This window comes from Pontibacter cellulosilyticus, from assembly GCF_014306105.1.
Taxonomy (GTDB): domain Bacteria; phylum Bacteroidota; class Bacteroidia; order Cytophagales; family Hymenobacteraceae; genus Pontibacter; species Pontibacter cellulosilyticus.
The window spans coordinates 786,468-811,967 of record NZ_JACRVF010000001.1; the positions used below are offsets into that span (position 1 = coordinate 786,468).

General features: G+C 46.3%; 18 protein-coding genes. 12 read left to right on the forward strand and 6 right to left on the reverse strand.

What is annotated here, in order from left to right:
* Window positions 1-383: 383 nt before the first annotated feature.
* The gene (locus tag H8S84_RS03415) at window positions 384-659 is read right to left on the reverse strand and encodes a hypothetical protein (protein ID WP_187065857.1); all 276 of its coding nucleotides are present in this window, start codon (window positions 657-659) and stop codon (window positions 384-386) included.
* Between the two features lie 522 nt (window positions 660-1,181).
* Here H8S84_RS03415 and cphA point away from each other — a divergent pair.
* The 3 genes from cphA to H8S84_RS03430 all read left to right on the forward strand — a co-directional run bounded on the left by cphA (window position 1,182) and on the right by H8S84_RS03430 (window position 5,165).
* Window positions 1,182-3,815, forward strand: coding sequence for a cyanophycin synthetase (gene cphA, locus H8S84_RS03420; RefSeq protein WP_187065858.1), 2,634 nt, complete (start codon window positions 1,182-1,184; stop codon window positions 3,813-3,815).
* 229 nt (window positions 3,816-4,044) lie between these two features.
* Complete coding sequence (locus H8S84_RS03425; RefSeq protein ID WP_187065859.1) at window positions 4,045-4,896, forward strand: metallophosphoesterase; 852 nt, start codon at window positions 4,045-4,047, stop codon at window positions 4,894-4,896.
* A gap of 11 nt (window positions 4,897-4,907) precedes the next feature.
* Window positions 4,908-5,165, forward strand: a complete 258-nt coding sequence (locus tag H8S84_RS03430; protein WP_187065860.1) for a hypothetical protein — start codon at window positions 4,908-4,910, stop codon at window positions 5,163-5,165.
* A gap of 1 nt (window position 5,166) precedes the next feature.
* On the opposite strand, the gene H8S84_RS03435 is transcribed toward H8S84_RS03430, so the two are convergent.
* The gene (locus H8S84_RS03435; RefSeq protein WP_187065861.1) at window positions 5,167-7,869 is read right to left on the reverse strand and encodes a cation-transporting P-type ATPase; all 2,703 of its coding nucleotides are present in this window, start codon (window positions 7,867-7,869) and stop codon (window positions 5,167-5,169) included.
* A 213-nt stretch (window positions 7,870-8,082) separates the two neighbouring features.
* On the opposite strand from H8S84_RS03435, the gene H8S84_RS03440 reads away from it, so the two are divergent.
* The 4 genes from H8S84_RS03440 (at window position 8,083) to H8S84_RS03455 (ending at window position 15,037) form a co-directional block, all read left to right on the forward strand.
* Window positions 8,083-9,195: an efflux RND transporter periplasmic adaptor subunit gene (locus H8S84_RS03440; RefSeq protein WP_187065862.1), complete on the forward strand. Its 1,113-nt coding sequence runs from the start codon at window positions 8,083-8,085 to the stop codon at window positions 9,193-9,195.
* A 3-nt stretch (window positions 9,196-9,198) separates the two neighbouring features.
* Window positions 9,199-12,366, forward strand: coding sequence for an efflux RND transporter permease subunit (locus H8S84_RS03445; protein ID WP_187065863.1), 3,168 nt, complete (start codon window positions 9,199-9,201; stop codon window positions 12,364-12,366).
* Window positions 12,353-13,693, forward strand: coding sequence for a TolC family protein (locus H8S84_RS03450; protein WP_187065864.1), 1,341 nt, complete (start codon window positions 12,353-12,355; stop codon window positions 13,691-13,693). Before H8S84_RS03445 ends, H8S84_RS03450 begins: the two co-directional genes overlap by 14 nt.
* A gap of 384 nt (window positions 13,694-14,077) precedes the next feature.
* The gene (locus H8S84_RS03455; RefSeq protein ID WP_187065865.1) at window positions 14,078-15,037 is read left to right on the forward strand and encodes a hypothetical protein; all 960 of its coding nucleotides are present in this window, start codon (window positions 14,078-14,080) and stop codon (window positions 15,035-15,037) included.
* 64 nt (window positions 15,038-15,101) lie between these two features.
* On the opposite strand, the gene H8S84_RS03460 is transcribed toward H8S84_RS03455, so the two are convergent.
* From H8S84_RS03460 to H8S84_RS03475, 4 genes are all read right to left on the reverse strand, one after another.
* Window positions 15,102-16,094 carry a 2-hydroxyacid dehydrogenase gene (locus H8S84_RS03460; protein WP_187065866.1) on the reverse strand — a complete coding sequence of 331 codons (993 nt, stop codon included), beginning with the start codon at window positions 16,092-16,094 and terminating at the stop codon, window positions 15,102-15,104.
* A gap of 340 nt (window positions 16,095-16,434) precedes the next feature.
* The gene (locus H8S84_RS03465) at window positions 16,435-16,902 is read right to left on the reverse strand and encodes an Hsp20/alpha crystallin family protein (RefSeq protein WP_187065867.1); all 468 of its coding nucleotides are present in this window, start codon (window positions 16,900-16,902) and stop codon (window positions 16,435-16,437) included.
* A 261-nt stretch (window positions 16,903-17,163) separates the two neighbouring features.
* Window positions 17,164-18,318: a CapA family protein gene (locus tag H8S84_RS03470; RefSeq protein ID WP_222621565.1), complete on the reverse strand. Its 1,155-nt coding sequence runs from the start codon at window positions 18,316-18,318 to the stop codon at window positions 17,164-17,166.
* A gap of 137 nt (window positions 18,319-18,455) precedes the next feature.
* Window positions 18,456-19,943, reverse strand: a complete 1,488-nt coding sequence (locus H8S84_RS03475) for a trypsin-like peptidase domain-containing protein (RefSeq protein ID WP_187065868.1) — start codon at window positions 19,941-19,943, stop codon at window positions 18,456-18,458.
* A 527-nt stretch (window positions 19,944-20,470) separates the two neighbouring features.
* Between H8S84_RS03475 and H8S84_RS03480 the strand changes: the two genes are divergently transcribed.
* The 5 genes from H8S84_RS03480 (at window position 20,471) to H8S84_RS03500 (ending at window position 25,479) form a co-directional block, all read left to right on the forward strand.
* Window positions 20,471-21,226: an SDR family oxidoreductase gene (locus H8S84_RS03480; RefSeq protein ID WP_187065869.1), complete on the forward strand. Its 756-nt coding sequence runs from the start codon at window positions 20,471-20,473 to the stop codon at window positions 21,224-21,226.
* A 69-nt stretch (window positions 21,227-21,295) separates the two neighbouring features.
* Complete coding sequence (locus H8S84_RS03485; protein ID WP_230407029.1) at window positions 21,296-22,120, forward strand: membrane or secreted protein; 825 nt, start codon at window positions 21,296-21,298, stop codon at window positions 22,118-22,120.
* Between the two features lie 68 nt (window positions 22,121-22,188).
* Window positions 22,189-23,076, forward strand: coding sequence for a restriction endonuclease (locus tag H8S84_RS03490; protein WP_230407030.1), 888 nt, complete (start codon window positions 22,189-22,191; stop codon window positions 23,074-23,076).
* Between the two features lies 1 nt (window position 23,077).
* Entirely contained in the window at window positions 23,078-24,589 is a 1,512-nt protein-coding gene (locus tag H8S84_RS03495) for a thymidine phosphorylase family protein (RefSeq protein WP_187065870.1), read from the forward strand.
* Window positions 24,586-25,479 (forward strand): ribose-phosphate pyrophosphokinase, encoded by an 894-nt coding sequence (locus H8S84_RS03500; protein WP_187065871.1) that lies wholly within the window; start codon window positions 24,586-24,588, stop codon window positions 25,477-25,479. The genes H8S84_RS03495 and H8S84_RS03500 overlap by 4 nt, the downstream gene beginning before the upstream one ends.
* Window positions 25,480-25,500: the final 21 nt, after the last annotated feature.

The window sequence follows — 25,500 nt, forward strand, 5'->3', positions numbered from 1 at the left end:
CTTTAAAATATTTTGGCGGTATGTTTCAATTATACACTTTATAGTTCATAGAATATCGGCAATTTCAGTATTTGTGTATCCGTCAGTTATAAACCTTTCCGGTAGCAATTAGAGCTCCTGTCGCAAAAGCGCATGATCATTATCTATTACAATTTTGATCTGCTTGTGACGTTACTTGGAGGACTAATTTGCATATCCACTTGCTGTAAACTAGTAAGCAGATTTAGATATGATTGAACAAAAGGGCAAAATGTACATTCATAACTTTAAACGATCATTAAATTCAATCAATATTTCTAAAGAGGAAAAGTATTTTTAAACAGAAAGGCCAGCTTTTAAAACTGGCCCCTCTGTTTGTTATTTACAATGAAAGCTTCTTTGATCTAATTATCTAAGCCACGCTGCGATGTGTATTGTCGTTGGTCTATATTACCATAATTATGGGAGATGAAGTTGCTGTAGCCATTTCTACTGCGTTTCTCCTCTAACTCATACACACCGGCTGAGGCACTGCCGTTATTCGAGTAACTATCGTTACCTCGCATACAGCCACTGCACATCCTGATCTCTTCCGGGCCTTGCTCCTCATGCCCTGCATACTGCAATCCAGTATAAACCATTGTTCCAGGGGTTTCATCCCTCCAGTTACTTGCTGCCATATTTATCCTCCAATGTTGGTTTTTCAAGCAAAGAACGTCCGTTATCGTTCCGCAGAGTTGTGCTAGCAATTCCTACTCTCTTTCTTAGTACCCAAATTGACATCAGCTACTTTTATAACTCATTCAACCACAAGCATTAAGCATGAGCGTGTGTAAAATGCCACATAACGCTGCCTCTACTTATTTAACGTTCTGTAAATCTGGCAGTTGCTGCTATACTTACATTTAGTAGGCTTTAACAAAATAATACTGATAAATACGGAAGACATAAGTATAAATACCAGCCAAACGCAGCCAAAACCTGGTACTATAGTAGCTAATCTGGTAAAATCTAATTTATTCTCACAGCAATGATTAACACTTTAGATTAGCGTACAATCTCTATGGATGAGCATAAGATTTTGGCAGACGGGAGTTGCCGACGTTACAGATTATATCTCGTATACATTCAAAATCACACACCTATATCAAAGCTTTTACCTTGCTGATTCGCACCAGTAGCAGACCTAAGATTCTGGAACTATGAAAATAATTGAGCTGAAAACAATGCGGGGGCCAAACTACTGGTCGATAAAACACCATAAAATTATCGTACTTAAGCTGGACCAGGAGGAGCTACGGGATGTGCATACCAATGAAGTTGAGAACCTGGCTAAGCGCCTGGAAAGGCTGATGCCTGGCATTTACACACATCGGTCATCTGAAGGTATGGAAGGCGGCTTTCTGAGGCTGGTAAACATAGGCACCACTTTTAGCAAAGTAGTGCAGCACGTAGCCCTGGAGTTGCAGACCATGAGCGGTATGGAAAGCGGCTACGGCAGGTGCTATGCCTCCAACACCGAAGGGGTAGATTATGTTGTTTTCTCTTACCAGGAGGAACGTGCAGGTGAATATGCGGCACACGCTGCCGTACGCATTACAGAAGCGCTAGCCAGGGGTGAAAAAGTAAGTATAGTGCAGGATATCGCAAAGCTGCATAAAATAAGGGAGGATGAGTATTTCGGCCCGAGTACAGAAGCAATTGTATGGGAAGCTGTTAATCGCAACATTCCATACATACAAAACAAACCTGCCGAACTGATACAGCTGGGCTATGGCATCCACCAGAAACAGATACAGGCTGCCATGAGCAGCAATACCTCCTGCTTTGCCGTTGAAAATGCCGGAGATAAGAATAAAACAAAACTCATACTTGAAGAGGCAGGCATTCCGGTGCCAAGAGGCAGAATAATACGCAATAACCGTGAACTGGAAGAGGCCATTGACCACCTGGATTATCCTGTTGTAATTAAACCGCTCTACGGCAACCAGGGCAAAGGTGCCAGCATCAATATCGACAACTGGAAAGATGCGGTCAAGGGAATGGCCGAGGCGCAACGGCACTCGGAAGAGGTAATTGTTGAACAGTACATTGAGGGATACGACTACAGAATATTGGTGATAGCCGGAAAATTTACAGCCGCAGCTAAGCGAACACCTGCACTCGTAACCGGAGACGGTACCGCCACGATCAGGCAACTTATTAATCAGGTAAACAAAGACCCTAGGCGTGGCGTGGGCCACGAAAAAGCGCTCACTCACATTAAAGTGGACAAAATAACACGTGCAATCCTGCGAGAAAAAGGATTGACGCTACAGTCTGTGCTGCCGGAAGGCGAAACGCTCTTTCTTAAACGAACTGCAAACCTGAGCACAGGTGGTACCGCCACCGACGTTACAGACCTGGTGCACCCCTACAATGTGCTGATGGCAGAGCGTATAGCAGGTATTATTGGCCTTGATATTTGTGGCATAGACGTGATGACTACAGACATTGCTATTCCGCTTCCAGAAACACGCGGTGCTGTTATAGAAGTAAACGCAGCCCCAGGCCTGAGAATGCACATCTCTCCCACCGAGGGATTACCTCGTAACGTGGCTGACCCAATCATAAGTATGCTGTTTCCGCACAACAGCCCGTCACGTATTCCGATTGCGGCTATTACAGGTACCAATGGCAAAACCACCACAACACGTCTGATAGCCCACCTCATGAAATTCACGGGTAAGAAAGTAGGCTACACAACAACAGACGGCATTTACATACAGGATAAGAAAATCATTAAAGGTGATACCACCGGCTCTTTCAGCAGCGAGTTTGTACTGAAAGACCCTACCGTAGATTTTGCCGTGCTGGAGTGTGCTCGTGGTGGTATGCTGCGATCAGGATTGGCTTTCAGTCAATGCGATATTGGCGTGGTGATGAACGTATCAGAAGACCATCTGGGTTTAGGCGATATTCATACGGTAGAGGATATGGCACGCGTTAAATCCATTATTCCCAGAACAGTGTGCTCAGAGGGCTACGCCATTTTGAACGCTGACGACGACCTGGTTTACGACATGGCCAACGGACTACATTGTAAAGTGGCTTTTTTTAGTTTAGATGAGGCCAATCCCCGCATCACCGAGCACATTTCTAAGGGTGGATTGGCAGCTGTTTATGAAGATGGTTATGTCTCCATATTCAAAAATACGTACAAAATCAGGGTAGATCGGGTGGCAGATATTCCGCTCACGTTTGGAGGAAAGGCTAAGTTTAACATCTACAATGTATTGGCGGCAACGCTGGCTGGTTATGTATCACACATGGAGATAAATGAGATCAAAACAGCCTTGCGCACCTTCATTCCATCACCTGAAACAACACCTGGCCGAATGAACCTGTTTAAACTGCCGCACTATGAGGTGTTGATAGATTACGCCCACAATATTGCAAGTATGGAGGCGATCAGCGACTTCATCAACAACACAGAAGCCTCACACAAAATAGGCATCATAGCAGGTATCGGTGACAGGCGCGACGAAGACACTATTGAAATTGGCAGGCTGGCCGCAGAGGTGTTCGATGAGATCATCATTCGGCAGGACAAGGACCTGCGTGGCCGAAGTGGACATGAGCTGAATAACCTTATCAAGGAAGGTATTTTTACGGTAAAGCCAGAAATGGAGCCTAAAGAGATAAAACAGGAAACCAGGGCGTTGGCACATGCATTGGAGTATGCACCAGAGGGTTCTTTTATCGCACTTTTCTCTGAAGATATTCCGGAGGCTATTAAGTTGGTGGAGAGCTTTAGAGTTATCCAGCACCGAAATAAGACTTCCGATTCTGCTTGAAAGCATCCTTTAAAAGGTTAGCCCAGAATAGCAATACCCTCCTTCACCTAATACTCCGGATTTATTCAGACTTATAGTTGCCTGATGCATTTACAACACCTCTATTGGCATTATTAAATACGAAAGCAGTATTACTAAATTATTTGCCCCACCACAACACTGGTGCTCCCAATTTATAACCAGAAAAGGGTTCTGGAAGTAAAGTATAAACTCACGGAGGCATTAAGGCATGAAAAAAAAGAAGTTGATATGGGTAGGTTCAGCATTGGCATTTGTAGGTGCAGCTCTTTTTGTTGATGCACTGATCCTTGAAAAATACTTTTTTGATGTCAGGACTTTCCGTATTGGAAAAAACAACAGTGAAAGAAGTATAAAGATAGTATTGATAACAGACCTCCATTTTAAAGATAGGCTACTGCCCCATTACAAAAGGTTAGCCAGGAAGCTAAACCAACTACAGCTAGACCTACTCCTGATCACCGGTGACACCATCGACTCTACGGGTAAGCTAGAACCTGTTATTGGTTTCTTTAAGCTGCTTAACCAGCAGATGCGAAAAGTGGCTATTCCGGGCAACAACGACTATAAAGCTAGTACAAGTATAGATGACCTAGAGAAAGCCCTGGAAAAGTGTGGCTGTGATTTTCTGAGGAATGAGTCTAAAGCTTATATTATAGAGGGTGAAAGGATAATGGTTACAGGCCTTGATGATATGATTGAAGGAGAAAGCTCTTTCAGGGATGCAGTTAAAGAAATTGGAAGTGAAGAAAATCACATCCTGCTACTACACAGCCCACTTCAGCAGGAAAAAATAAAAGCTGAAATTAGCAGCATTAATAAAGAAAGAGACAACAGCAACAAATTAAACATCCGGTACATCTTTGCAGGCCATACCCATGGTGGACAAGTACGCTTGCCAGGCTACGTTCCGGTGCTTCCCGGGCAGTCCGGTAACTATGTGAACGGCTGGTACAACAGCAGCGCGCCATACTTGTATGTGTCAAAAGGCTTCGGCACCTCTACTATACCTTTCCGGTTCTTTGCCAGATCAGAAGTAACCGTTTTTCATTACTTTTTATAAAAATAGATTCTATGCCACTAGGTCCGAAACTAGAGAAACTACTGAGCAAAGTATATGCCCCACAGGAAAGAACTGACACCAAATTTATGGGCAAGGACATTACCTATGTTACAAACGAACACGGGGAGCCTGTTACACTTTTTATTGGCAAGCGCCGAGATGATGGAAGTATAACCGGTGAACGCTATGTACGCAGGATAGTCCGGAAACCAGGAACGGATGAAATTCTGAAGAGCCATTGGGAGCTAAGGGGAAAGGTGGGCAGCTAACCTATTTCCCATACTTATACCTGATAGCCTTTTCTAAAGAAACAATGGCAAAAAGAACTGCTCCGGCACCAAGAATTCTCATCCAGGACATCAAATCTATCGGGCTGGAGTGGAACAACTTGTTCATAAAAGGAGTGTAAATGAACAAAAGCTGAAAAAAAAGCATCGCTGCAATACCATAGTAAATCCACATGTTACTGAACCAACCAATCTCGCGCACAGGTCTTACCAGCGAACGGCAGTTTAACAGGTAAACAGCTTCAAGCACTACAAACACCGTTGTTGCAACGGTCTGGCCTTCAGAGACTGTTGACCCTAATACCCGGCGCTCATATAAGTATAAACCAAAAGCAGCAATAAGTAAAAGCGTACCTACCAACAAGGTTCGCATGATAAGCGGGTATGTAAGTATAGGTTCATTGGCCGGACGGGGCGGCCTGTCCATTATTCCGGGTTCTTTAGGCTCAAAGGCAAGCATAAGTCCAAGCATAACAGCTGTTGTCATGTTTATCCAAAGTATCTGCACTGGCTGTACAGGCAATTGGGTGCCTAATACGATTGCCGCAAGTATAACAAGCCCTTCCCCGAGGTTGGTAGGCAGTGTCCAGACAATAAACTTGGTCAGGTTATCAAATACACCTCTACCCTCTTCCACGGCACCTTCTATGGAAGAAAAATTATCATCCGTGAGTACCATATCAGCAGCATCTTTTGCAACTTCGGTACCTGTTATACCCATGGCAATACCAATGTTTGCCTGTTTTAAAGCTGGTCCGTCGTTCACACCGTCACCGGTCATAGCCACTATTTTACCCCTGGCCTGTAGTGCTTTTACAAGCCGCAGTTTCTGGTCTGGAGCAACCCTTGCAAAAACAGAGGTAGTTTGTACAACGTTCTCCAGTTCCTCATCATCAATCGTTTGTAACTCACGGCCTGCTATTGCTACTAGCTTTCCATTTTCATGTCTGCCTTTAAGGCCAATTTGTCCGGCAATTGTGGAAGCAGTTATGGCGTGGTCACCAGTAATCATTTTAACGTCTATGCCTGCCATCTGGCAAAGCCTCACAGCTTCAATAGCTTCCTGCCGCGGTGGATCGATCATACCCTGTAGCCCAACAAAGGTCATACCCCTGCTTACTGTTTCATGTTCGATATGTTCCAGATCTGGAGATGCTTCTGCCATGGCAAATGCTAGTACTCGCAGTCCTTTGTCGGCCATGCGGTGAACCTCACTTTGTACCTGCCCCCGATCTATAGGTGCAACTTCTCCGTCGGCAGTTATCCATGTGTCACACCTATCCATAATAGCCTCTACTGAGCCCTTCATGAATATGCTGTTTTTTGAGCCTCCATGCAAGGTTGCCATGTACTGATACTCCGACTCAAAAGGTATGCTATCCAGGCGAGGATACTCCTGTTCAAGTGATTCCTCAGTAAGACCTGCTTTACGTCCAGAAACTATTAAGGCGCCTTCTGTAGGGTCTCCTTCTACTATCCAGCGATCATCCACCTGCTTTAAGGCACTATCATTACACAGCATACCTGCTTTCAGACAGTATTGCAGTGGTGCATTATCGTCGGCTACACCAAAACCAGATGCTGTTGCTATTTCTCCGTCGGGGCGGTATCCTAAACCAGACACTGTATAAGCCTTGTTGCCGGCAACTATTTCCTGCACAGTCATCTGGTTTTCGGTGAGGGTACCCGTTTTATCAGAGCATATCACGTTGGTGCTGCCCAGTGTCTCAACGGCTACTAATTTCCTGGTGATGGCTCTTCTTTTTGCCATCTTAGACACACCTATGGCCAGCATAATGGTAACTGCTACAGGCAAACCTTCTGGTATGGTACCTACAGCCATGGCTACTGCAACCATAAACATTTCTGCGGCGCTTTCGCCTCGCCACAGGCCTACACCAAAAACAACAGCGGCCAGCAAAAGTATAACCCACAACAGCAGTTGGCTGAAACGTTTAATCTTTTTAGTAAGTGGTGTCTGCAACTCTTCGGCACTAGCTATAGACTGCTGTATCTTACCAACTTCGGTATCATCGCCGGTTGCTATTACAATACCCCTGCCCTGCCCGTAGGTAACGGTGGTTGAGCTAAAACCGAGGCAAAAACGGTCACCAAGCACAACATCCGCCGCTACAGGTTCGGTGTTCTTTTCTACTGCAACAGATTCTCCCGTTAATGCCGACTCATCTACTTTCAGGTCCCTTGCCTGCACCAGGCGAAGGTCTGCCGGAAACTTATCGCCAGACTGTATCAGCACCACATCACCGGGCACTAACTCACGTGCATCAATGGTTTGCTTGTTACTTTCTCTAACTACAGTGGCGTGCAAAGCCATACTTTTAGAAAGCGCATCAATGGCTTTTAAGGCTTTAGACTCCTGAATGTATCCTATAATAGCATTAATGAAAACTACGGCAAAAATCACCACAGCATCCAGGTACTCTCCCAAAATAACTGTAACAACTGTTGCTATTAAAAGGATATAAATAAGTGGCTGGTGAAATTGCAGCAGAAAGCGTAGAAATGCATTTTGCTGCTGTTTTGGTGTGAGTATATTCTGGCCAAACTTCTCCAGCCTTTGCTGCACCTCCTCACTGCTCAGACCTTTCCTAAAAGACACGCTAAGCTTTTCTTCAGCCTCAGCAATGCTCAGGCTGTGCCAGTTATGTTGATTGACTTGCTTCATAAGGAAGAGTAGTATGACTTAAAAGAGCAAAGCTTATTATACTTAAAGAGAATTCTATCTTATACCTCCTATAAAAATTTACTTATTAAAAGATAAACTTGTTTCTTAGGCTTATACTTTACGTGAGTGACACATATCATCTTTTACTACTATATGTGCAGATTTTACATGAAAAGTCTTTAACAATCAAGGCCTTAAACCGTTTTATCTTGTATGAAGCGCAGGCAAATCTATATTGTAGCTGGTGTACTGGTTCTGGTGCTGGCAATTTTTCTCTCGTCCAGGCTCGGCGAAGAAGAGCAGGAAGAAGCGCCACCACGTGAGGAAAAAGTATACGTGGAAGTGCTGCAGGTAAAGCCGGACACTGTGCAGAGTTATGTTACGCTTACAGGCAGGGTTATACCAAGAGACCGGATTGAAATTTTTGCCGAGGTAGGCGGCATTTTTATCGACAGGGGCACTCCATTTAAAGTTGGCTACGATTACCGACAAGGTGAAGTGCTGGTGCAAATAGATTCTGAAGAGGCTAGGCAGCGTATGGTTAGCAGCAAAAGTGCTTATATGAACGTGCTGGCCCAGGTTGTGCCAGACCTGAAAATAGACTTCCCGGAGATTTACGAACCCTGGCGCGATTACCTGGTCAACTTTAATGTAAATGGTTCCTTAAAGCCGCTGCCCAAAGTAAACTCAGAACGGCAGCAACTCTTTCTGACAGGCCGCAACGTGTACAGCCAGTATTATGCGCTAAAAGAACAGGAAACGCAGCTAGGCAACTACATCATCCGCGCCCCTTTTGCCGGCACCCTCACTGAAGTTCTCATAAATGAAGGAACGCTGGTACGAGTAGGCCAGAAGCTGGGGGAATACATTAAAACGGATGTTTACGAGTTAGAGGCAGCCATCAGCCCTTCAGAGTTGCAGTACCTGTCTAAAGGCGACCAAGTGCAGCTGCAGGTGCCGAATTCAACAGCTAGGTATACCGGTAAAATTAGCCGAATTAACGCCAGCATCGATAATGAAACACAAACTGTGCTGGTATACATTCAGGTAAGCGACCCAAAACTTAAAGCAGGTATGTACTTAACCGGAAAGGTAAAGGCGCAGCAGTTTGAGCAGGCTGTGCGGCTGCCGCGCGATGTGCTGGTAAACGGTAAAAGCATTTATGTTGTGCAAGACAGCACAGCTAAACTTCAGCCGGCTCAGGTATTAAAGTTTACTTCTGATGAAGTTATACTTGGAGGCTTACCTGAAGGTGCGCTGGTAATGGAGACAAGTGAGAATGCTGCATTTGAAGGAACAAAAGTGACGTACCAGTTAAAGAGATAGACAATGCGCCGAATCATTGCTTTTTTCATACGAAATGTAGTTTTGATCAACCTGACGATCCTGCTTATCACGATCTTCGGGTACCTGAGCGCAACTAACCTCACTTCTTCTTTTTTCCCCAAACAAAAAACAAAATTCATCATCGTTGAGGCGGTTTACCCTGGTGCATCTCCTGAGGAGGTAGAAGAAGGCATCACCCTAAAAATTGAAGAAAACCTGCAGGGGGTGAGCGGCATAGACAGGGTAACCTCCACCTCATCCGAGAATGCTGCCAACATACAGGTAGAGTTGCTTTCTACTGCCGATGCAGACATTGTACTGCAAGACGTGAAAAATGCCGTGGACCAGATCAGTTCTTTTCCGCAGGGTATGGAGCGGGTGGTAGTGTATAAGCAGGAGATTTTAAACTTTACCGCCAAATTGGCCCTGAGCGGTGATGTGCCGCTGGAAGACCTGAAGGAAAAGGCACAGCAAGTAGAAGACGAACTGCGTGCGTCTGAAGAAATATCAAAAATCATCCTGACTGGCTATACACCTGAAGAAATTGAAGTATCTGCCCGCGAAAACCTGCTACGTAGCTACGGCCTCACCTTCGAAGACCTGGCTAACGCCGTTCGCGCAGCTAACATAGAAGTGACAGGCGGTACCATTAAAGGAGCGGAAAAAGACGTCATCATCCGGGTTGACAATAAAGAGTACTATGCACAGAAACTGGAAGACATTGTTGTAAAAGGACTACCGGATGGCAGGTTAGTACGTCTTCGGGACGTTGCCGAAGTAAAAGACAAATTTGAAGAGACAACCAATAGAGCCTTCTTCAATGGAAAGCCTGCTGTACTCCTCACCATCAACACCCTGAACGAAGAAGACATACTTGGAGCAGCAGCCTTTGTGCGCAACTACATAGATAAGTTTAACAAGCAAAACCAACAGATAAAAGCCACATTAGTAGACGATGCCACTGTAAACCTCCGCGAGCGTATCGGATTACTCGAGAAAAACGGTTTAATAGGTGGTTTACTGGTAGTTTTGCTATTGGGCATGTTTCTGCGCATTCGGCTTGCTTTTTGGGTAGCCATCGGTATTCCTATTTCCTTCCTGGGTATGATTATTCTGGCCAACCTGGCCGGCATTACCATTAATGTGCTTTCGCTATTCGGGATGATCCTGGTGATCGGTATTCTGGTAGACGATGGCATTGTAGTTGGCGAAAACATTTTCCAGCACTACGAGGATGGAGAGCCACCACTGCAGGCTGCCGTAAACGGAACACTCGAAGTTTTGCCGTCTATCATCTCTGCCCTCACCACCACTTCTATCGGCTTTGCCTTTTTCTTTTTTATAGAAGGCCAGTTAGGCGAGTATTTTTCTGATGTGTCTTTTGTAGTGATCTGTGCGTTGGGAGTTTCTTTAGTAGAAGTGATGCTGTTCCTGCCGGCCCACCTGGCGCACAGCAAAGACCTGGACCGGAACTATACTCCGAACGCGCTAAAAGAAAAGGTAGCTAATGTAATGTTCTGGGTGCGCGATAACGGCTACAAGCCACTGCTGGCTTTTATCCTCCGGCACAAAATCTTTTACTTTTTAATCATACTAAGCGTTTTCGTCATCACCATTGGGGCAGTACGCTCTAAGGTGGTGCGTACGGTTTTCTTCCCTAACATCGAGACAAACTCTATAAATGTAGTGCTGGAACTGCCTGCTGGCACGAACGATACGATTACCGAAAATACCATCAAAAGAATAGCCGCTTCGGCCCGAGCCCTAAACCAGGACTACCGCCAGCAGTTAAGCCAGAAAGAAGATGCCGAGGTAAAAGATGTAATAGAAGACATAGAAATTACCGTTGGCCCCACCCGCAACACGGCCTCTGCTATTGTATACTTGGCACGCGCAGAGAACAGAACCATCCGAAGCTTTAAAATTGCCAGCGACCTGCGCGAAAAAGTAGGCCCTGTTCCAAATGCCCGCAAGCTTGCCTACGAAACCACATCTGCCTTTGGTAAACCCATCTCTATCTCCCTCTCATCAAGCAACTACAAAGAACTGCAGCTGGCATCGGATGAGTTAAAAACGGAGCTGCGCGACATGCCAACCGTGAAGGACGTAGTAGATAACTTTCAGGAGAGCCAGCCAGAGGTAGGTATCACTTTAAATGAGCAGGCAAAACTACTGGGGCTAAATCCGCTGCAGGTTATTTCGCAGGTGCGCAACGGATTTTTCGGCCAAGAGGCACAACGGCTACAACGTGGCGATGACGAAGTAAAGGTATGGGTGCGGTATCATTTAGAAGACCGTGGTAACCGGGAACAGCTACGGGAAATGCGTATCCGAACACCCGATGGAAGGTCTCTCCCACTGGAGCAACTCGTTAATATAGAAGAACAACAAGGGCCAATTGCTATTAACCACCGTGACGGCCGCCGGGAGATACGTGTTGATGCAGACGTGGCCAGCCTGGAGGTGTCGTCGGTGGATGTGATTTCGAATATCACCAGTGATGTGATGCCAAGTATACTTTCCAGACACCCAAGTATAGATTATACTTTGGAAGGACAGGTACGCGAAACGGCAAAACTGGGGAGTTCTGCTGCTCTGGTTGGTCCTCCTATCCTGTTGCTGATGCTGGCCATGCTGATATTTACATTTAAGTCCTATAGTCAGGCTATTTCGCTTATCCTGATGCTGCCTTTCGGGCTAATCGGCGCGATCTGGGGACATTACATCCATGGACTGCCCATCAGCGTGCTTTCTATACTTGGTTTTGTGGCTTTGATTGGCATTTTGCTAAATGATGGGCTGGTGTTCACCAATACCCTTAACGATAAGCTAAGAGCCGGAACAAAGTATGAACAGGCTCTGAAAGAAACTGGCTTGTCCAGGTTCAGGCCCTTGGTGCTGACGACTATAACCACCGCTGCTGGCTTAGGTCCTCTGATTTTTGAAACAAGTTTTCAGGCGCAGTTCCTGATTCCTATGGCGGCTACTGTAGCTTATGGGCTTGTGGTGGGATCCTTTTTTATAGCTACCCTGCTGCCTGTTTTCCTGATCGCTGCTAACCGGCTAAAAGTATATTATACCTATTTGTGGACAGGAGAAAAGCCAGAACCGGAAGCAGTGGAGCGCGCTGTGAAAGACAAAAGAAATAAGGAGAAGTATGAAAAGGCTTGACGTGTTTATCGGGTTTATACTTTTGCTGGTAAACACCTCCGCTTTCTCGCAGGTGCGTGACACCCTGCAAGTGTTAACGCTGGAAGAAGCCATACTTGAAGCCCTAGCACAAAACCATAACATCCGTATTTCGCGCATCGAAGCGGCCATTAGCGAGAATAACGTTACATTGGGGAATGCTGGTTTGCTACCATCGCTCTTTCTGGAGGGTAGTTATACCAAGAGCATCCGCGATGTAAAGACTTCCTTTATCAATCCGCAGATAGAATCCATTAACAGGCAAAATGCAGCATCCTCTACAGTAAACGGAGCAGCTGTACTTTCCTACAATATTTTTAACGGACTAGGAAGTTACTACCAGTTTAACTCGCTCCAGAACCTGAGCCGGATTGGGGATGTGCAGGCGCGGCTTACCATCGAGAACACCCTGTTACAGGCGGTGATACAATACCTGGAGGCGGCAAGACTGCAGGAGCTGCTGGAGATAAACCGCGAAGCCATGGAAATCAGCCGGGAACGGTATGACAGGGTGAATGTGAAGTATGAATTCGGCACTATTACCAAACTGGATGTACTCAACGCTAAAGTAGACCTGAACGCAGACAGCACCATTTACCTCAGCACCATGGCCGACTATAGCAATGCGCTCCGCAACCTGAACCTGCTGCTGGGCCGCGACCCTATGGCAAGTATGGTAGTGGAAGAAGACTATGACCTTAACCGGGACCTGCAGCTGGATATACTGCTGGCGGAGGCACTTGCTGTTAACAGTAATTTACTGCTGGCTCAATACCTGCGGCAGGATGCCAGGCTTAACCTTAAAATTGCAAGGTCTGGCTACTACCCACGGGTGGATGTGAATGCGGCCTACAACTATAACCGAATAAAAGACGAAGCCAGTTTTTTAAATCTTTCACGCACCGATGGCTTTTCAGGTACCATTACATTAAGCTATAACCTCTTCAATGGCTTTCAGCAACGCACACAGGTAGAGAATGCACGTATGTCACTGGCAGCATCAGACGAAAATCTGGAGTTGGCAGCAGACCAGGTAAAGCGGGATGTACGTAATGCCTACGAAATTTACCGAACCAACTTATACCTGTTGCAACTGGCGCAGGATGATCTTACTACCTCTCGCCTCAACTTTGAACGCAGCCAGGAAGCCTACGCCACAGGCCTGATCAACAGCACCGATCTACGGACTGCTCAACTTAACCTGATCAACTCCCAGAACCGGATAAATAATTTGCGCATCCAGGCGAAAAGCTCAGAAATAGAACTTTACCGCTTGTCAGGTAGATTAATCGTGGAGGCAAGAAAGTAAGGCAAGAATTCTACAGCCATACAAACTGTTTAGCCATACTTCCTCTGATCGTGTTGTTTTGCTGCCTCTGCAGGATGGCAGATATGCCCTCATTTAAAATTTATTTAGAGTCAGGATTTTATTAACTACCTTGAACTCAAAGTGATAACAAATAGTTAAGTAGCAGTATTATTCATAATGGATTATATAAACTTGATATATTATAAATTATACTACAGTAGAAATTCCTTAGCCTTCTATTTACTTTTATTGAAGTAGATTATGATGGGGATAATGCTGATCATGCTTGTGTTTCGATAATTTATACATAACGCCCTACAAACTAAAGATAAGCCTTTAAAAGCTTGAAGCTTACAATAGAAAACAACTTAAAACATTTCATTTATGATGAGCGAAAACTTCCTGACCCTAAGTTTTAGCCCTAAAACAAATTTTATTACTGCACAATGGCTAAGGCCAGTTAGCAGCCAGGAGTACCGGCATGGTATCCGCATTATTGCAGTCTGCATCACTACACTTAAAGCACAATTCGCCCTCTCTGATTTTAGTAAAATCGATACACCTCCTATCGATGATCAGTACTGTACTGCAAACTTTCTTAAAACAGCACTGCAAGGCACTTCACTTAAGCGTTGCGCACGGGTGCTTTCTGGCAGTGCATCTCAATTGGAGGCATACCAGCGTGTGATGGCGGAAGCGACGAACCTACCCTACCAGACCAATGGATTCAATTCTGTAGAAGAGGCAAAAAGGTGGCTTTTGGAGAGCGAACAAAACTGTGAAACGGAACACGTTTGTGATGTAAACATGGCTACAAGTTCACAGATTTTGCGCAAAACATTGCAGCAATATGCAGGTAAGGCAGGCTTAAACTACACCAAGCTTGCACCGGATAATGGCGCACAAGTGATTGATACAGGCTTGGAGGTTTTGTGCAACACTGATTTCCTGAAAATAAGTATGGACAACTGTAATAGTTTAGTAGCCATGCGCTGGCTGCAGCCGGTGCAAAGCCTGGACTACAGGCATGGCATACAGACCATGTGCCATACTTTATCGCAGCATCAACCGGAGAAGCTAATTATCTTTAACCAACGGTTAGGTGTCATATCGCTGCCAGACCAAATGTGGTTTTCTAATAGGTTTGTAGAAGTAGTATCTGCCAACCGAACAAGGCGTATAGCTGTAGTTACTTCACAAGATTCGCTGCAGTTGCTTGTGCACGAGGCAATCGATAAAAACATAAAAAGTAAGAACCAGCTGTATGATCCGGGCTATTTCTTTTCGGAGGATGAAGCTATGGAATGGCTGATGCTGAAAGAACACTATAAGCACCAGAACTAAGTATAGCTATACAAAAGCACCTGCTAAAATTGATTAGAAAAGTTGAAGGTCTGCCTGCGAACTATTATGGTAACACCTCATTTTCCAATTTTTTGCCGGCTTCAAAATCAGTTAAATTTTGAAGCGTAATGCGTGCTATACTTTGCATGGCATCCACAGTTAAAAAAGCCTGGTGGCCGGTGATGAGCACATTATTAAACGAGAGCAAGCGCATAAACACATCATCCTTGATCACTTTGTTGGATAGGTCCTCAAAAAAAAGGTCGCCTTCCTCTTCGTATACATCCAGGCCAAGGTAGCTTATCTTTTCACTTTTAAGCCCTTTTATTACGGCCTTAGTGTCTATTATGGCGCCACGACTTGTATTGATCAGCATCACACCGTCCTTCATCTTCGCAATTGTATCTTCATTGATCAGATGGTGCGTTTGGGGTGTGAGCGGGCAATGCAGCGAGATAATGTCAGATATTTGTAGAAGGTTGTCTAGTTCTGTTGTCTCAACTCCTAGCTCCTGTGCTTCTTTTACCTCAGCAATATCGTAGCCTAATACGCTACAGCCAAAGCCTTTTAAGATACGAGCCGTAACAAGACCTATTCTGCCTAAGCCAATTAGCCCTACCGTTCTCCCATGCAGATCAAAACCGATTAACCCGTTCAGTGCAAAATTTCCTTCTTTTACCCGGTTATAGGCACGGTGGGTTTTGCGATTAAGTGTAAGTATAAGAGCCAGTGTATGCTCGGCCACAGCGTAGGGTGAGTATGCAGGAACACGTACTACTTTTATACCTACCGCGGCAGCTGCTTTAAGATCCACGTTATTGTAACCGGCGCAACGCAAGGCAACCAGTCTTACATCATACTTGGCAAATATCTTTAACACGCTTTCATCCACCACATCGTTAACAAATACGCACACTGCATCTCCTGCCTTAGCCAGCACAGCAGTATGATGATTCAGTGGAACATCCAGAAAATTGAGTTGATGGTTGTGATGCTGATTTGCCTGCGTAAAGAACTCTTTGTCGTACTGTTTTGTGCTGAAGAAAATGATGTTCATGCTTCTGTTTAATTAGAACAGAACCGGCCAGTAGTATAAAAAAGCTGCTCCTACCAGCGTACCTGATGCAACACCGATAGGCTATATTACAGGAAAACAGCAGCAGGTAAACTTATTTTTTTACGTACATATAATATAGCGTGTAGCCAATTCCATATAAGGCCAGAACGGTTATTATTACAAGCGATTCCATGTTAGTATTACATTTATGTGCACCACGTACACGTTTACTACACTCTTGTGCCGCAAAATCTTTTAGTGTTCGTTTAAACGGCAACTACAATATACTAAAAGTAAAAACAAAGCCGTAGCCATAGGATGCCACGGCTTTGCCCAGCTATTAATCAATGTTTATTTTCTTTTTGGCTTTAGCCTGCTCCTGTTTCTTTGGTACGGTAAGCTTCAGTACACCATCTTCATAGCGTGCTTTGATGTCTTCAGGCTGCACGTTTTCAGGTAAACTAAAGGATCGGCTGAATGAGCTGTAGTTATACTCCCGTCTCTTATAATTCTCTTTGTCTTCAGTCTTTTCCTCCTCTTTCTGGCTGCTGATGGTTAGCATGCCTTCTTCCATGTCTATGTTAAAATCTTCTTTCTTCATACCTGGGGCAGCCACCTCAATCAAATACTCTTTTCCTTTGTCTTTGATGTTAACTGCTGGTACACTACCCTGAAACTGTCTGCCAACCTGCATTGGCATCAGGAAGAAATCCTTATCAAAAAAGCGATCTACATCAGAAAAGAAGTCTGAGAAAATGGAACGTGAGGGCGAGGATGCTCCTCCGTTTCTTCTTGTTAAATTTGCCATAGCTAAAAACTTTAGTTGTTAAAGTAAAAGTCAGTCTCTAAACACAGCATTGGTAACTTTATACCAAATCAACACTTCCTTCTATTCTACGAATTCAATTTTGTTCTGTTAAAGTACCAGGTATTTGTTTTAAAAAACATGACATCAATCAGTTATGATTAATTTACCGGAAATTAAGTGATACTAGAGGTGCTATGGCTGCAGAAAGAGAAAAGGATCAAATTATACGTGCTCTTCTTGACTGAACAAGGTAAAGCTGCATTACCAGCTGAGAGAGAAAGAGCCATCTTGATTTAAATTTATACTTGTACCGAGCTTGTGGCACTCTCTATTTAAGGTACTGAGCAGCCATTTGGTGTCTGGTGCAGTGGCATAGTTCAGCTTAAACCTGCGCACCTGCATCGGCACCATTTTCATAGAATGCAGTTGGCCGGTAACAGGATCAATTTTAGGAAAATACATCAGCGTTAGGTCGCCACGGTACATCTCGTGCCCTCCTATTCCTTCGTAGTCGGTTATAAAGTCGCCGGCACCGTATATTATCAGTTTCCCTTTGTATACTTCCATGCCCATGGGGTGGTGCGACGAATGGCCGTGCACCAGGTCCACGCCTGCCTTGTCTATCAGCTGCCGGGCAAAGTTTTGATGGTTTGGTGGCACATCATAGCCCCAGTTGCCTCCCCAGTGCACTGAAAACACCACCAGGTCGCCTCGCTGCTTTACTTCCTTTACCTGCTGCTGTATCAATGTAACTGTTGCCTCACTCATATCTGGCAAAAGGTTAATGCCCGGCAGATCACGCCCTGTAGCCCATTCAGCAGGAATGCCGCTTGTATGAGAGCCATAAGCAAACACAATCACTCTGCCATTCCTTGTCTTGAACATAGCCGGCTTACTGGCCTGGTTTACATCCATACCTGCGCCGGCAAAAGGTACTCCTGCATCAGACAAGGTCTTTATCGTCTGTACAAGGCCGGGCCTGCCCCAGTCCAGGGTGTGGTTGTTTGCCAGCGAGCAAAAATCTATGCCAGCGGCTGTTAGCACCTGCACATTGGCAGGGTGCATCCTGTACTGTATTCCTTTTCCGGGCCAGGGGGTATCGTGGGTGGTTATACTTGTTTCGAGGTTGATGAGCTTGAGGTCCGGTGACTCGTTGCGCCATACTTCCAAGGCATCTCCCCAGATGTAGTCGTAAGACACCTGTTTTGGAATAGGTCCATTCTCGCGTTCTGCCAGCCGTACATAATCCCTGGCATCTTTTACATAGGGCTCGTAAATGCCGGGATCAACGGAGTGCGGCAGCACCTGGTCAATTCCCCTACCTATCATCACGTCGCCGCACAAAAATAAGGTAATGGCAGCTGTTGTGTCTGGTGGTGCCGTATCGAATGCATCTTTCATGAATTTGGTATTCATGTGCTGGTTAACAGCTAGCAAAGCAAAGGCTATACTTAATATAATCGACTTGCTTATCATTATGCTTCCAGAAATTAGTTTCTCCGCACCTCCACATTTACTCCTGCCCTGCAGCTAACATACTGCCTACCCTATTTCTAAGCGCCCAGTGGTATACTAAACACAAAACCAGCCCCATCAGGTGTTATGCCCACCACCCTAACCATATTGCTGCGCGAGGCGGCAATGGCTTTGTCCATGTCTGACGTGCTGTTTACAGGCATGCCGTTTATACTTGTGATGATGGTTCCTTCTGGTATGCCAGCCACATCAAAGAAGCCTCCCCGTTGCACTCCTGTTACATACACACCCGACCGCAGGCGGTACTGTTGTTTGATGCGATCCGGTACAGGAGCAAAAGAGGCTCCCAGCTTTGCCTGCAGGCTGCTTTCAGCAGATGCGTCACGTGTGCCTCTTGCTTCTTCCTCGCCTTTTAGCACTACATCTGCACTGCGTGAACGGCCATCGCGCAGGAAGGAGAGCTGTACTTTATCGCCGGGGTTATACCTGGCAATGCGTTCCGAAAGCTCAGAAGAAGAAATTACCCGAACCCCGTCTATACTTTGTATGATATCACCCTCTTTCAGGCCGGCTGCTGCGGCTCCGCTTCCTGGCTGTATGCCCATAATGTACACCCCTTTTACAGAGGCAGGATTTACCCCGCGCTGTCGCAGCACTTCATCCTCAACGGCAGGAGAAGGAAAGTTTACACCCAGGTAGCCGCGCCGCACCTCCCCATACTTCCTGAAGTCGTTTACAATTTTGCGCATAAGGTTTACGGGTATGGCAAAACCATACCCAGCATAACTTCCTGTCTGCGAGGCAATAGCAGCGTTTATGCCTATTAGTTTACCATCTGAGTTAACCAATGCCCCACCACTGTTACCGGGGTTAATGGCTGCATCCGTCTGAATAAATGATTCTATCGCCGTGTTGAAGCCTGGCTGTGTCGGATCGGAGTAATATTCCTGGCTCTGGCGATTAAGGATACCTATACTTCGGCCTTTGGCACTGATGATACCCGCTGTTACAGTAGAGTTAAGCGAGAAAGGATACCCCACAGCCAACACCCACTCTCCCACCTGCACACTATCTGAGTTACCCAGCGGCACTACCGGCAGATCACTGCTTTCCACTTTTAACAGGGCAAGGTCTGTGTCGGGGTCGCGGCCTATGAGTTTAGCCTTAAATGTTCTTTTGTCGGGCAATACAACTTCAATGGCAGAGGCGTTTTCTATAACATGATTATTTGTGACTACATACCCTTCCGGAGAGATGATCACACCAGAACCAGATCCGCGTGCAGGAACAGCCTGGTTGCCAAAAAACGGATTGCCTGATGCTACGCTGGCAGTGTACTGGGTATTGATATGCACTACCGCAGGCGTTACTTTTGCTGCCGCTCTTACAAAATCCGGGTTACCTGCCGAGGAAACAGCAGCTGATGGACGGCTGGTTAAATCCAGGGTACGGTCTTCCTCACCGGTAAAAACTATACTTTGCCTGTTATCGAAAAACCTATATCCTGCTATCGCTAAGGCTGCCGAGAGCAAAGCGATCAATATTACTAGTCCTGCACTTTTCATGCGTCTGTCTGTAGTTAAAGTGTTGCCGTCAATAAATTTGATGTTACACCGCTACCGATGCCCCGTAGAACCTGCGTTTGAAATATGTGTAACCGTAGCTGCTGTACTTTTGCCAACTTCTATAAAGTTTAGCGGAGTTTAACAAACGAAGGTTGCGGGAATGTGTTCAAAGACCATAACTTATGAATAAGCAACCTTGATCTAATAATCTGAGAACATTAAAGATGTGAAGTGAAGAGAGGCAGCGAAGTTTTGAGTTTAACTTCAGGATGAATTGTTTTATACTTCACCAGCGCCATACTTTAACTAAAAGAGTATCTGTTGCAGTAAATTAAACCTTTCTTTTTGCAGCCAAGCTTACAAAGCAATCGTATTTTTAAAGGCACTATAAGTTGAACAAATCTCATATGACATTATACTTAACAACTAAGTATAATCTGTTCCTCACCCTGTTACTTACATAATTTACCAGTTGCTCTTTTACTTAAAATTAAGCCGAAAAGGAGAACATAACATAATTATATACTATGGAAAAGCAGTTTCAGGGGAAGGTGGCCATTGTAACCGGGGCAAGCTTTGGTATAGGCAATGCAACAGCAATTATGTTTGCTGCGCGAGGCGCCAAAGTAGCCGTTGTAGATTGGAAAGAAGACGATGCAACAATAAATGCCATTAAGTCTGCCGGCGGAGAGGCTATTTTTATAAAGTGTGATGTATCTAGTGACAGCGAGGTGCAGGCCATGGTAGCGCAAACCGTCAGTGCTTTCGGCAGACTGGATTATGCTTTTAACAATGCGGGCATAGAAGGCGAGTCGGCCCCTACTCATGAGGTGACTCAGGAAAACTTCGACAGGGTGATAGGCATTAACGTGAAAGGCGTTTGGCAATGCATGAAGCACCAAATCCCGCACATGCTTCAACAAGGAAAAGGCGCCATCGTAAACTGCTCCTCCATTGCCGGGGTAATTGGGTTTCCGGGGATACCCATTTATACCGCTTCAAAACATGCTGTCATCGGCCTCACAAAAGCCGCAGCGCTGGAGTATGCCCAATCCGGTATACGGGTGAATGCGGTGTGCCCTGGAACCATACAAACCGCCATGATCGACAGGTTTATAGAAAAAAACAAACTAACAAAAGATGCCATGGTAAGCGGCGTGCCGATCGGCCGGTTCGGGGAACCTGGTGAAATTGCCGAAGCAGCTATCTGGCTTTGCTCCGACGCCTCCTCGTTTACAAACGGGCATGCCCTTGTAGTGGATGGCGGCTGGGTGGCGCGCTAAGTATACTTAGCTTAGCTAAGATACAGACTAGTGCAGGCTTATACTTTGTTCTCCATCAAATCTTCCAACATGAATTCTTATACTTTGCTTCTGAGTAAACTGGCTGCTTTTGTCCTGCTACTGCTTACGGCTGGGTGCAAGGCTCCTGAAACGGCACAGCAAATGCCCACGGATACCCCAACTACTACGGCAGAACTGGTGATCAGCCAGGCTACGAGTATGGAAGGTGCTTGGCGATTGGAAGATGACGCAGCGGGTGGCAAAGCAGATGTTACTGCTGTTAAGATCGTCCAGGACGGCTATTTTACAGTAACCGTGTATGACCAGCAGGCCAGAAAGTTTATAGGTACTTACGGCGGCACTTTTTCGAATATAAATGGCCGCCTTACAGGAAAGTATGAGTTCAACACCTTCGACTCTACCTTGGTAGGAAAATCGGTATCAGGAACATCAGCTTTACAAAACGGTAAATGGCGCACCACCGGGCTGGGCAGAAGCGGAGATGTGGCAGAAACTTGGGTGAAGATAGATGAACAACGCAGTAGTTCTCCCCTTGCCGGCACCTGGCGCATATCCGGCCGTGAGCGCAACGGGCAAATGAGTACCATGCAGCCCGGACCGCGCAAAACATTGAAGATACTCTCGGACTCACGCTTTCAGTGGATAGCCTTTAACTCAGAAACAGGGGAATTTTCCGGAACCGGCGGTGGGACTTACACTGCGCAGAATGGAAAGTATACGGAGAACATCGAATTCTTTTCACGCGACCAGGAGAGAGTGGGCATGCAGCTGACCTTTGATTATGAGGCAAAGGACGGCAAGTGGCACCATTCCGGCAAGAGCAGCACAGGCAATAAAATAAACGAGATCTGGGAGCGGATTTCTTCAAAATAAAGCACCCAAAGTATAACTGGTTTCTGTTGTAAAGATGCCTCCTATTGCTAAACTTGGGTAAGCAGCGAATGAGGTTTACGCTGCAGCAGCAAACACAAAATATCCCTATGGCTGAAACCATCGAACAACTGATCGTGACAAAGGCATCCGGCGAAAAAGTTTTGTTTTCGGTTGGTAAACTGGAGTTATCCCTGCGCAAGGCAGGAGCCAGCGAAGAAATAACGCAGGCTGTACTCTGCAAACTTGAGCCGAGGCTTTACGAGGGTATCTCCACCAGAAAGATCTACAAGATCGCCTTCTCCATACTTAACAAGCTTTCCAGGTCCACGGCAGCCAAGTATAGCCTGAAACAGGGAATCATGGAGCTTGGGCCGTCCGGGTTTCCGTTTGAAAAATTTGTGGCAGAGCTGCTCCGGGTACAAGGTTTTGCGACAGACATAGGTGTTTTTGTTGATGGGCAGTGCGTTCGGCACGAGATAGATGTAGTTGCTGTGAAAGACGGAAAGCGCTACATGATCGAATGTAAGTACCACAATCTGCACCACAACAAATCTGATGTAAAGATACCCATGTACATACAATCCAGGTTTAAGGATGTAGAGAAAGTATGGCCATCAGAGCAGGAGTATGAAATTCGTTTCCACCAGGCCTGGGTCGTAACCAACACCCGCTTCACCGACGATGCCATCCGCTACGCCTCCTGCGTAAACCTGCACCTTGTCGGCTGGGACTATCCTTACAAGGGCGGAATAAAAGACATGGTAGATTCCTTTGCGCTTTACCCGCTTACCTGCCTTACCACCCTTACACGCGCCGAAAAACAAACACTGCTGGATATGAAAGTGGTGCTTTGCAAGGAACTGCACCACAACGAGGCCCTGCTGCACAAAGCAGGAGTCCGGGATAAACGCATACAGGAGGTACTGCAGGAAATAGCTAAACTTTGTGGCGACTGATATGAAGGAAAATAACAGCAACATCCTGCGCCTGCGCAGACTGGGCATTGACACGCACACAGAGCATATCATTTTCATGCGGGCAGATTCCCCTATTTGCCGCTCCGAAGGTTTTACTGCGAACACCAGAGTGGCGGTAAACTATGGCGGGCGCAGCATCACAGCTACTTTAAATGTGATAACCTCCGGGTTAATTGGTGATGGAGAGGCAGCACTCTCAGAAGAGGCTTTTGCGAAACTAAACGTGCAGGAAGGCGACCTGATTACGGTTACTCATTTGCAGCCTATACTTTCTTTTAGTGAGGTGCGGGCCAAAATGTTTGGTAAAAAACTTAACGATACTGTCATTCAACGTATCATTTCGGACATAACCCGGGGGCTGTACTCTAAAATTGAGATAGCTGCTTTTGTTACCGTCTGCTCAGGAGACAACCTGGCTCTCGATGAAGTGATTTATCTTACCAAAGCCATGATCAACTCCGGTTCCAGACTAGAGTGGGATGAGCCCATGATCGTAGACAAGCACTGTGTGGGAGGTTTGCCCGGTAACCGCACCACTCCCATTGTAGTACCCATTGTGGCTGCAGCTGGCCTGCTCATACCCAAAACTTCCTCCAGGGCTATCACCTCCCCGGCCGGTACCGCCGACGTGATCGAAACCATGACGCCAGTAAACCTGGGCCTGGAGCAGATAAAGCATGTAGTACGACAGGAAGGCGGATGTATGGCCTGGGGTGGTGCGGTAAAACTAAGCCCCGTGGACGATGTGATCATCTCAGTAGAAAAGGCTCTGGACGTTGACAGTGCCGGCCAGATGATTGCCTCTGTTCTGTCTAAAAAAGCCGCTGCCGGATCTACGCACGTAGTCATCGACATACCTGTAGGCGATACGGCAAAAGTACGGTCTAAAGAGGAGGCTTTTTTGCTGGAGTATTACCTCAGGGCTGTTGGCCTTTCGATAGGCATGGGTGTTGAAGTGATGATAACCGATGGCTCACAACCTGTGGGCCGTGGCATTGGTCCTGCACTGGAGGCAATCGATGTTCTGTCGGTTTTACGAAACGAGCCCGATGCCCCCGAAGACCTGAAAAGCCGTAGTGTGCAATTAGCTGGCCTCATGCTCGAAAAGGCCGGTGCCGCCCCGGATGGCAAAGGTGCTGCCCGTGCGCTGGAGATTCTGGAAAGCGGACAGGCGCTGGATAAATTTTACCGCATCTGTGAAGCACAGGGAGGTTTTAAAGAGCCTGTAACTGCTGGGCTGCGGCATGATGTGCTGGCAATGACAAATGGTGTGGTGCGATCTGTAGACAACAGGAAACTGGCAAAAGTCGGTAAACTGGCCGGAGCCCCTAAGTCTCCGGGAGCCGGTATATACTTTAACGCACCCATCGGGAAGCATATACAAAAAGGAGACACACTATTCACGATCTATGCCGCCTCGCAGGGCGAGCTGAATTATGCCCTTACTTACCTTCATGGCTCTTCACACATTGTAGAACTGGCTGCTATATGAGTATGATCTTTTTCGCTTTGCCCGGGAACGAACAGCTGGCAACTTCACTGGCTAGTATACTTCAGGCCGAAGTTGGCGAGGCTGTAATACGAAATTTTCCGGATGGTGAGACCTATGTGCGCCTACTGTCGGATGTACAGCATAAGCAGGTGGTTCTGGTATGCACCCTGCACCAACCGGATGAAAAGCTGCTGCCCCTGTACTTCGTCTCCAGCGCAGCCCGCGACCTGGGTGCTGCCAGCGTTTGCCTGGTTGCGCCATACTTGGCCTACATGCGCCAGGACAAGCAGTTTAATCCCGGCGAGGCAATTACCTCCCGCCACTTTGCCAACCTGTTATCCGGCACCGTAGACAGCCTGCTAACAATAGACCCGCACCTGCATCGCTTCCACCACATGCACGAGTTGTACACCATACCTGCCACCGCCCTACACGCAGCACCTATCCTGGCTAACTGGATTGGAGAAAATATTCAGAAGCCATTGCTGATCGGCCCGGATGAGGAAAGTATGCAGTGGGTGAAAGAAGTGGCTGAACTGGCAAATGCCCCTTATTTAGTGCTTCACAAAACCAGGCTGGGCGACCGTGAAGTACAGGTATCGCAGCCAGAAATGCACGAATATTTATCACATACTCCTGTGCTTGTTGATGACATTATCTCTACAGCCAAAACCATGATTGAAACAGTACATCATCTTAAAATGCTTACTCCACAACCTCCGGTTTGTATTGGGGTACATGCTGTTTTTGCTCCCGGCGCATATGAGGCACTCTTAGAAGCCGGTGCGGCACAAGTCATTACGAGCAACACTATTCCCCATCAGTCTAACCAGATTAGAATAGACCAGCTGTTAGCAGAAGTACTGCAGTATAACCTAACTCCCCGATAGCCTTTACTTATACTTCCTCGG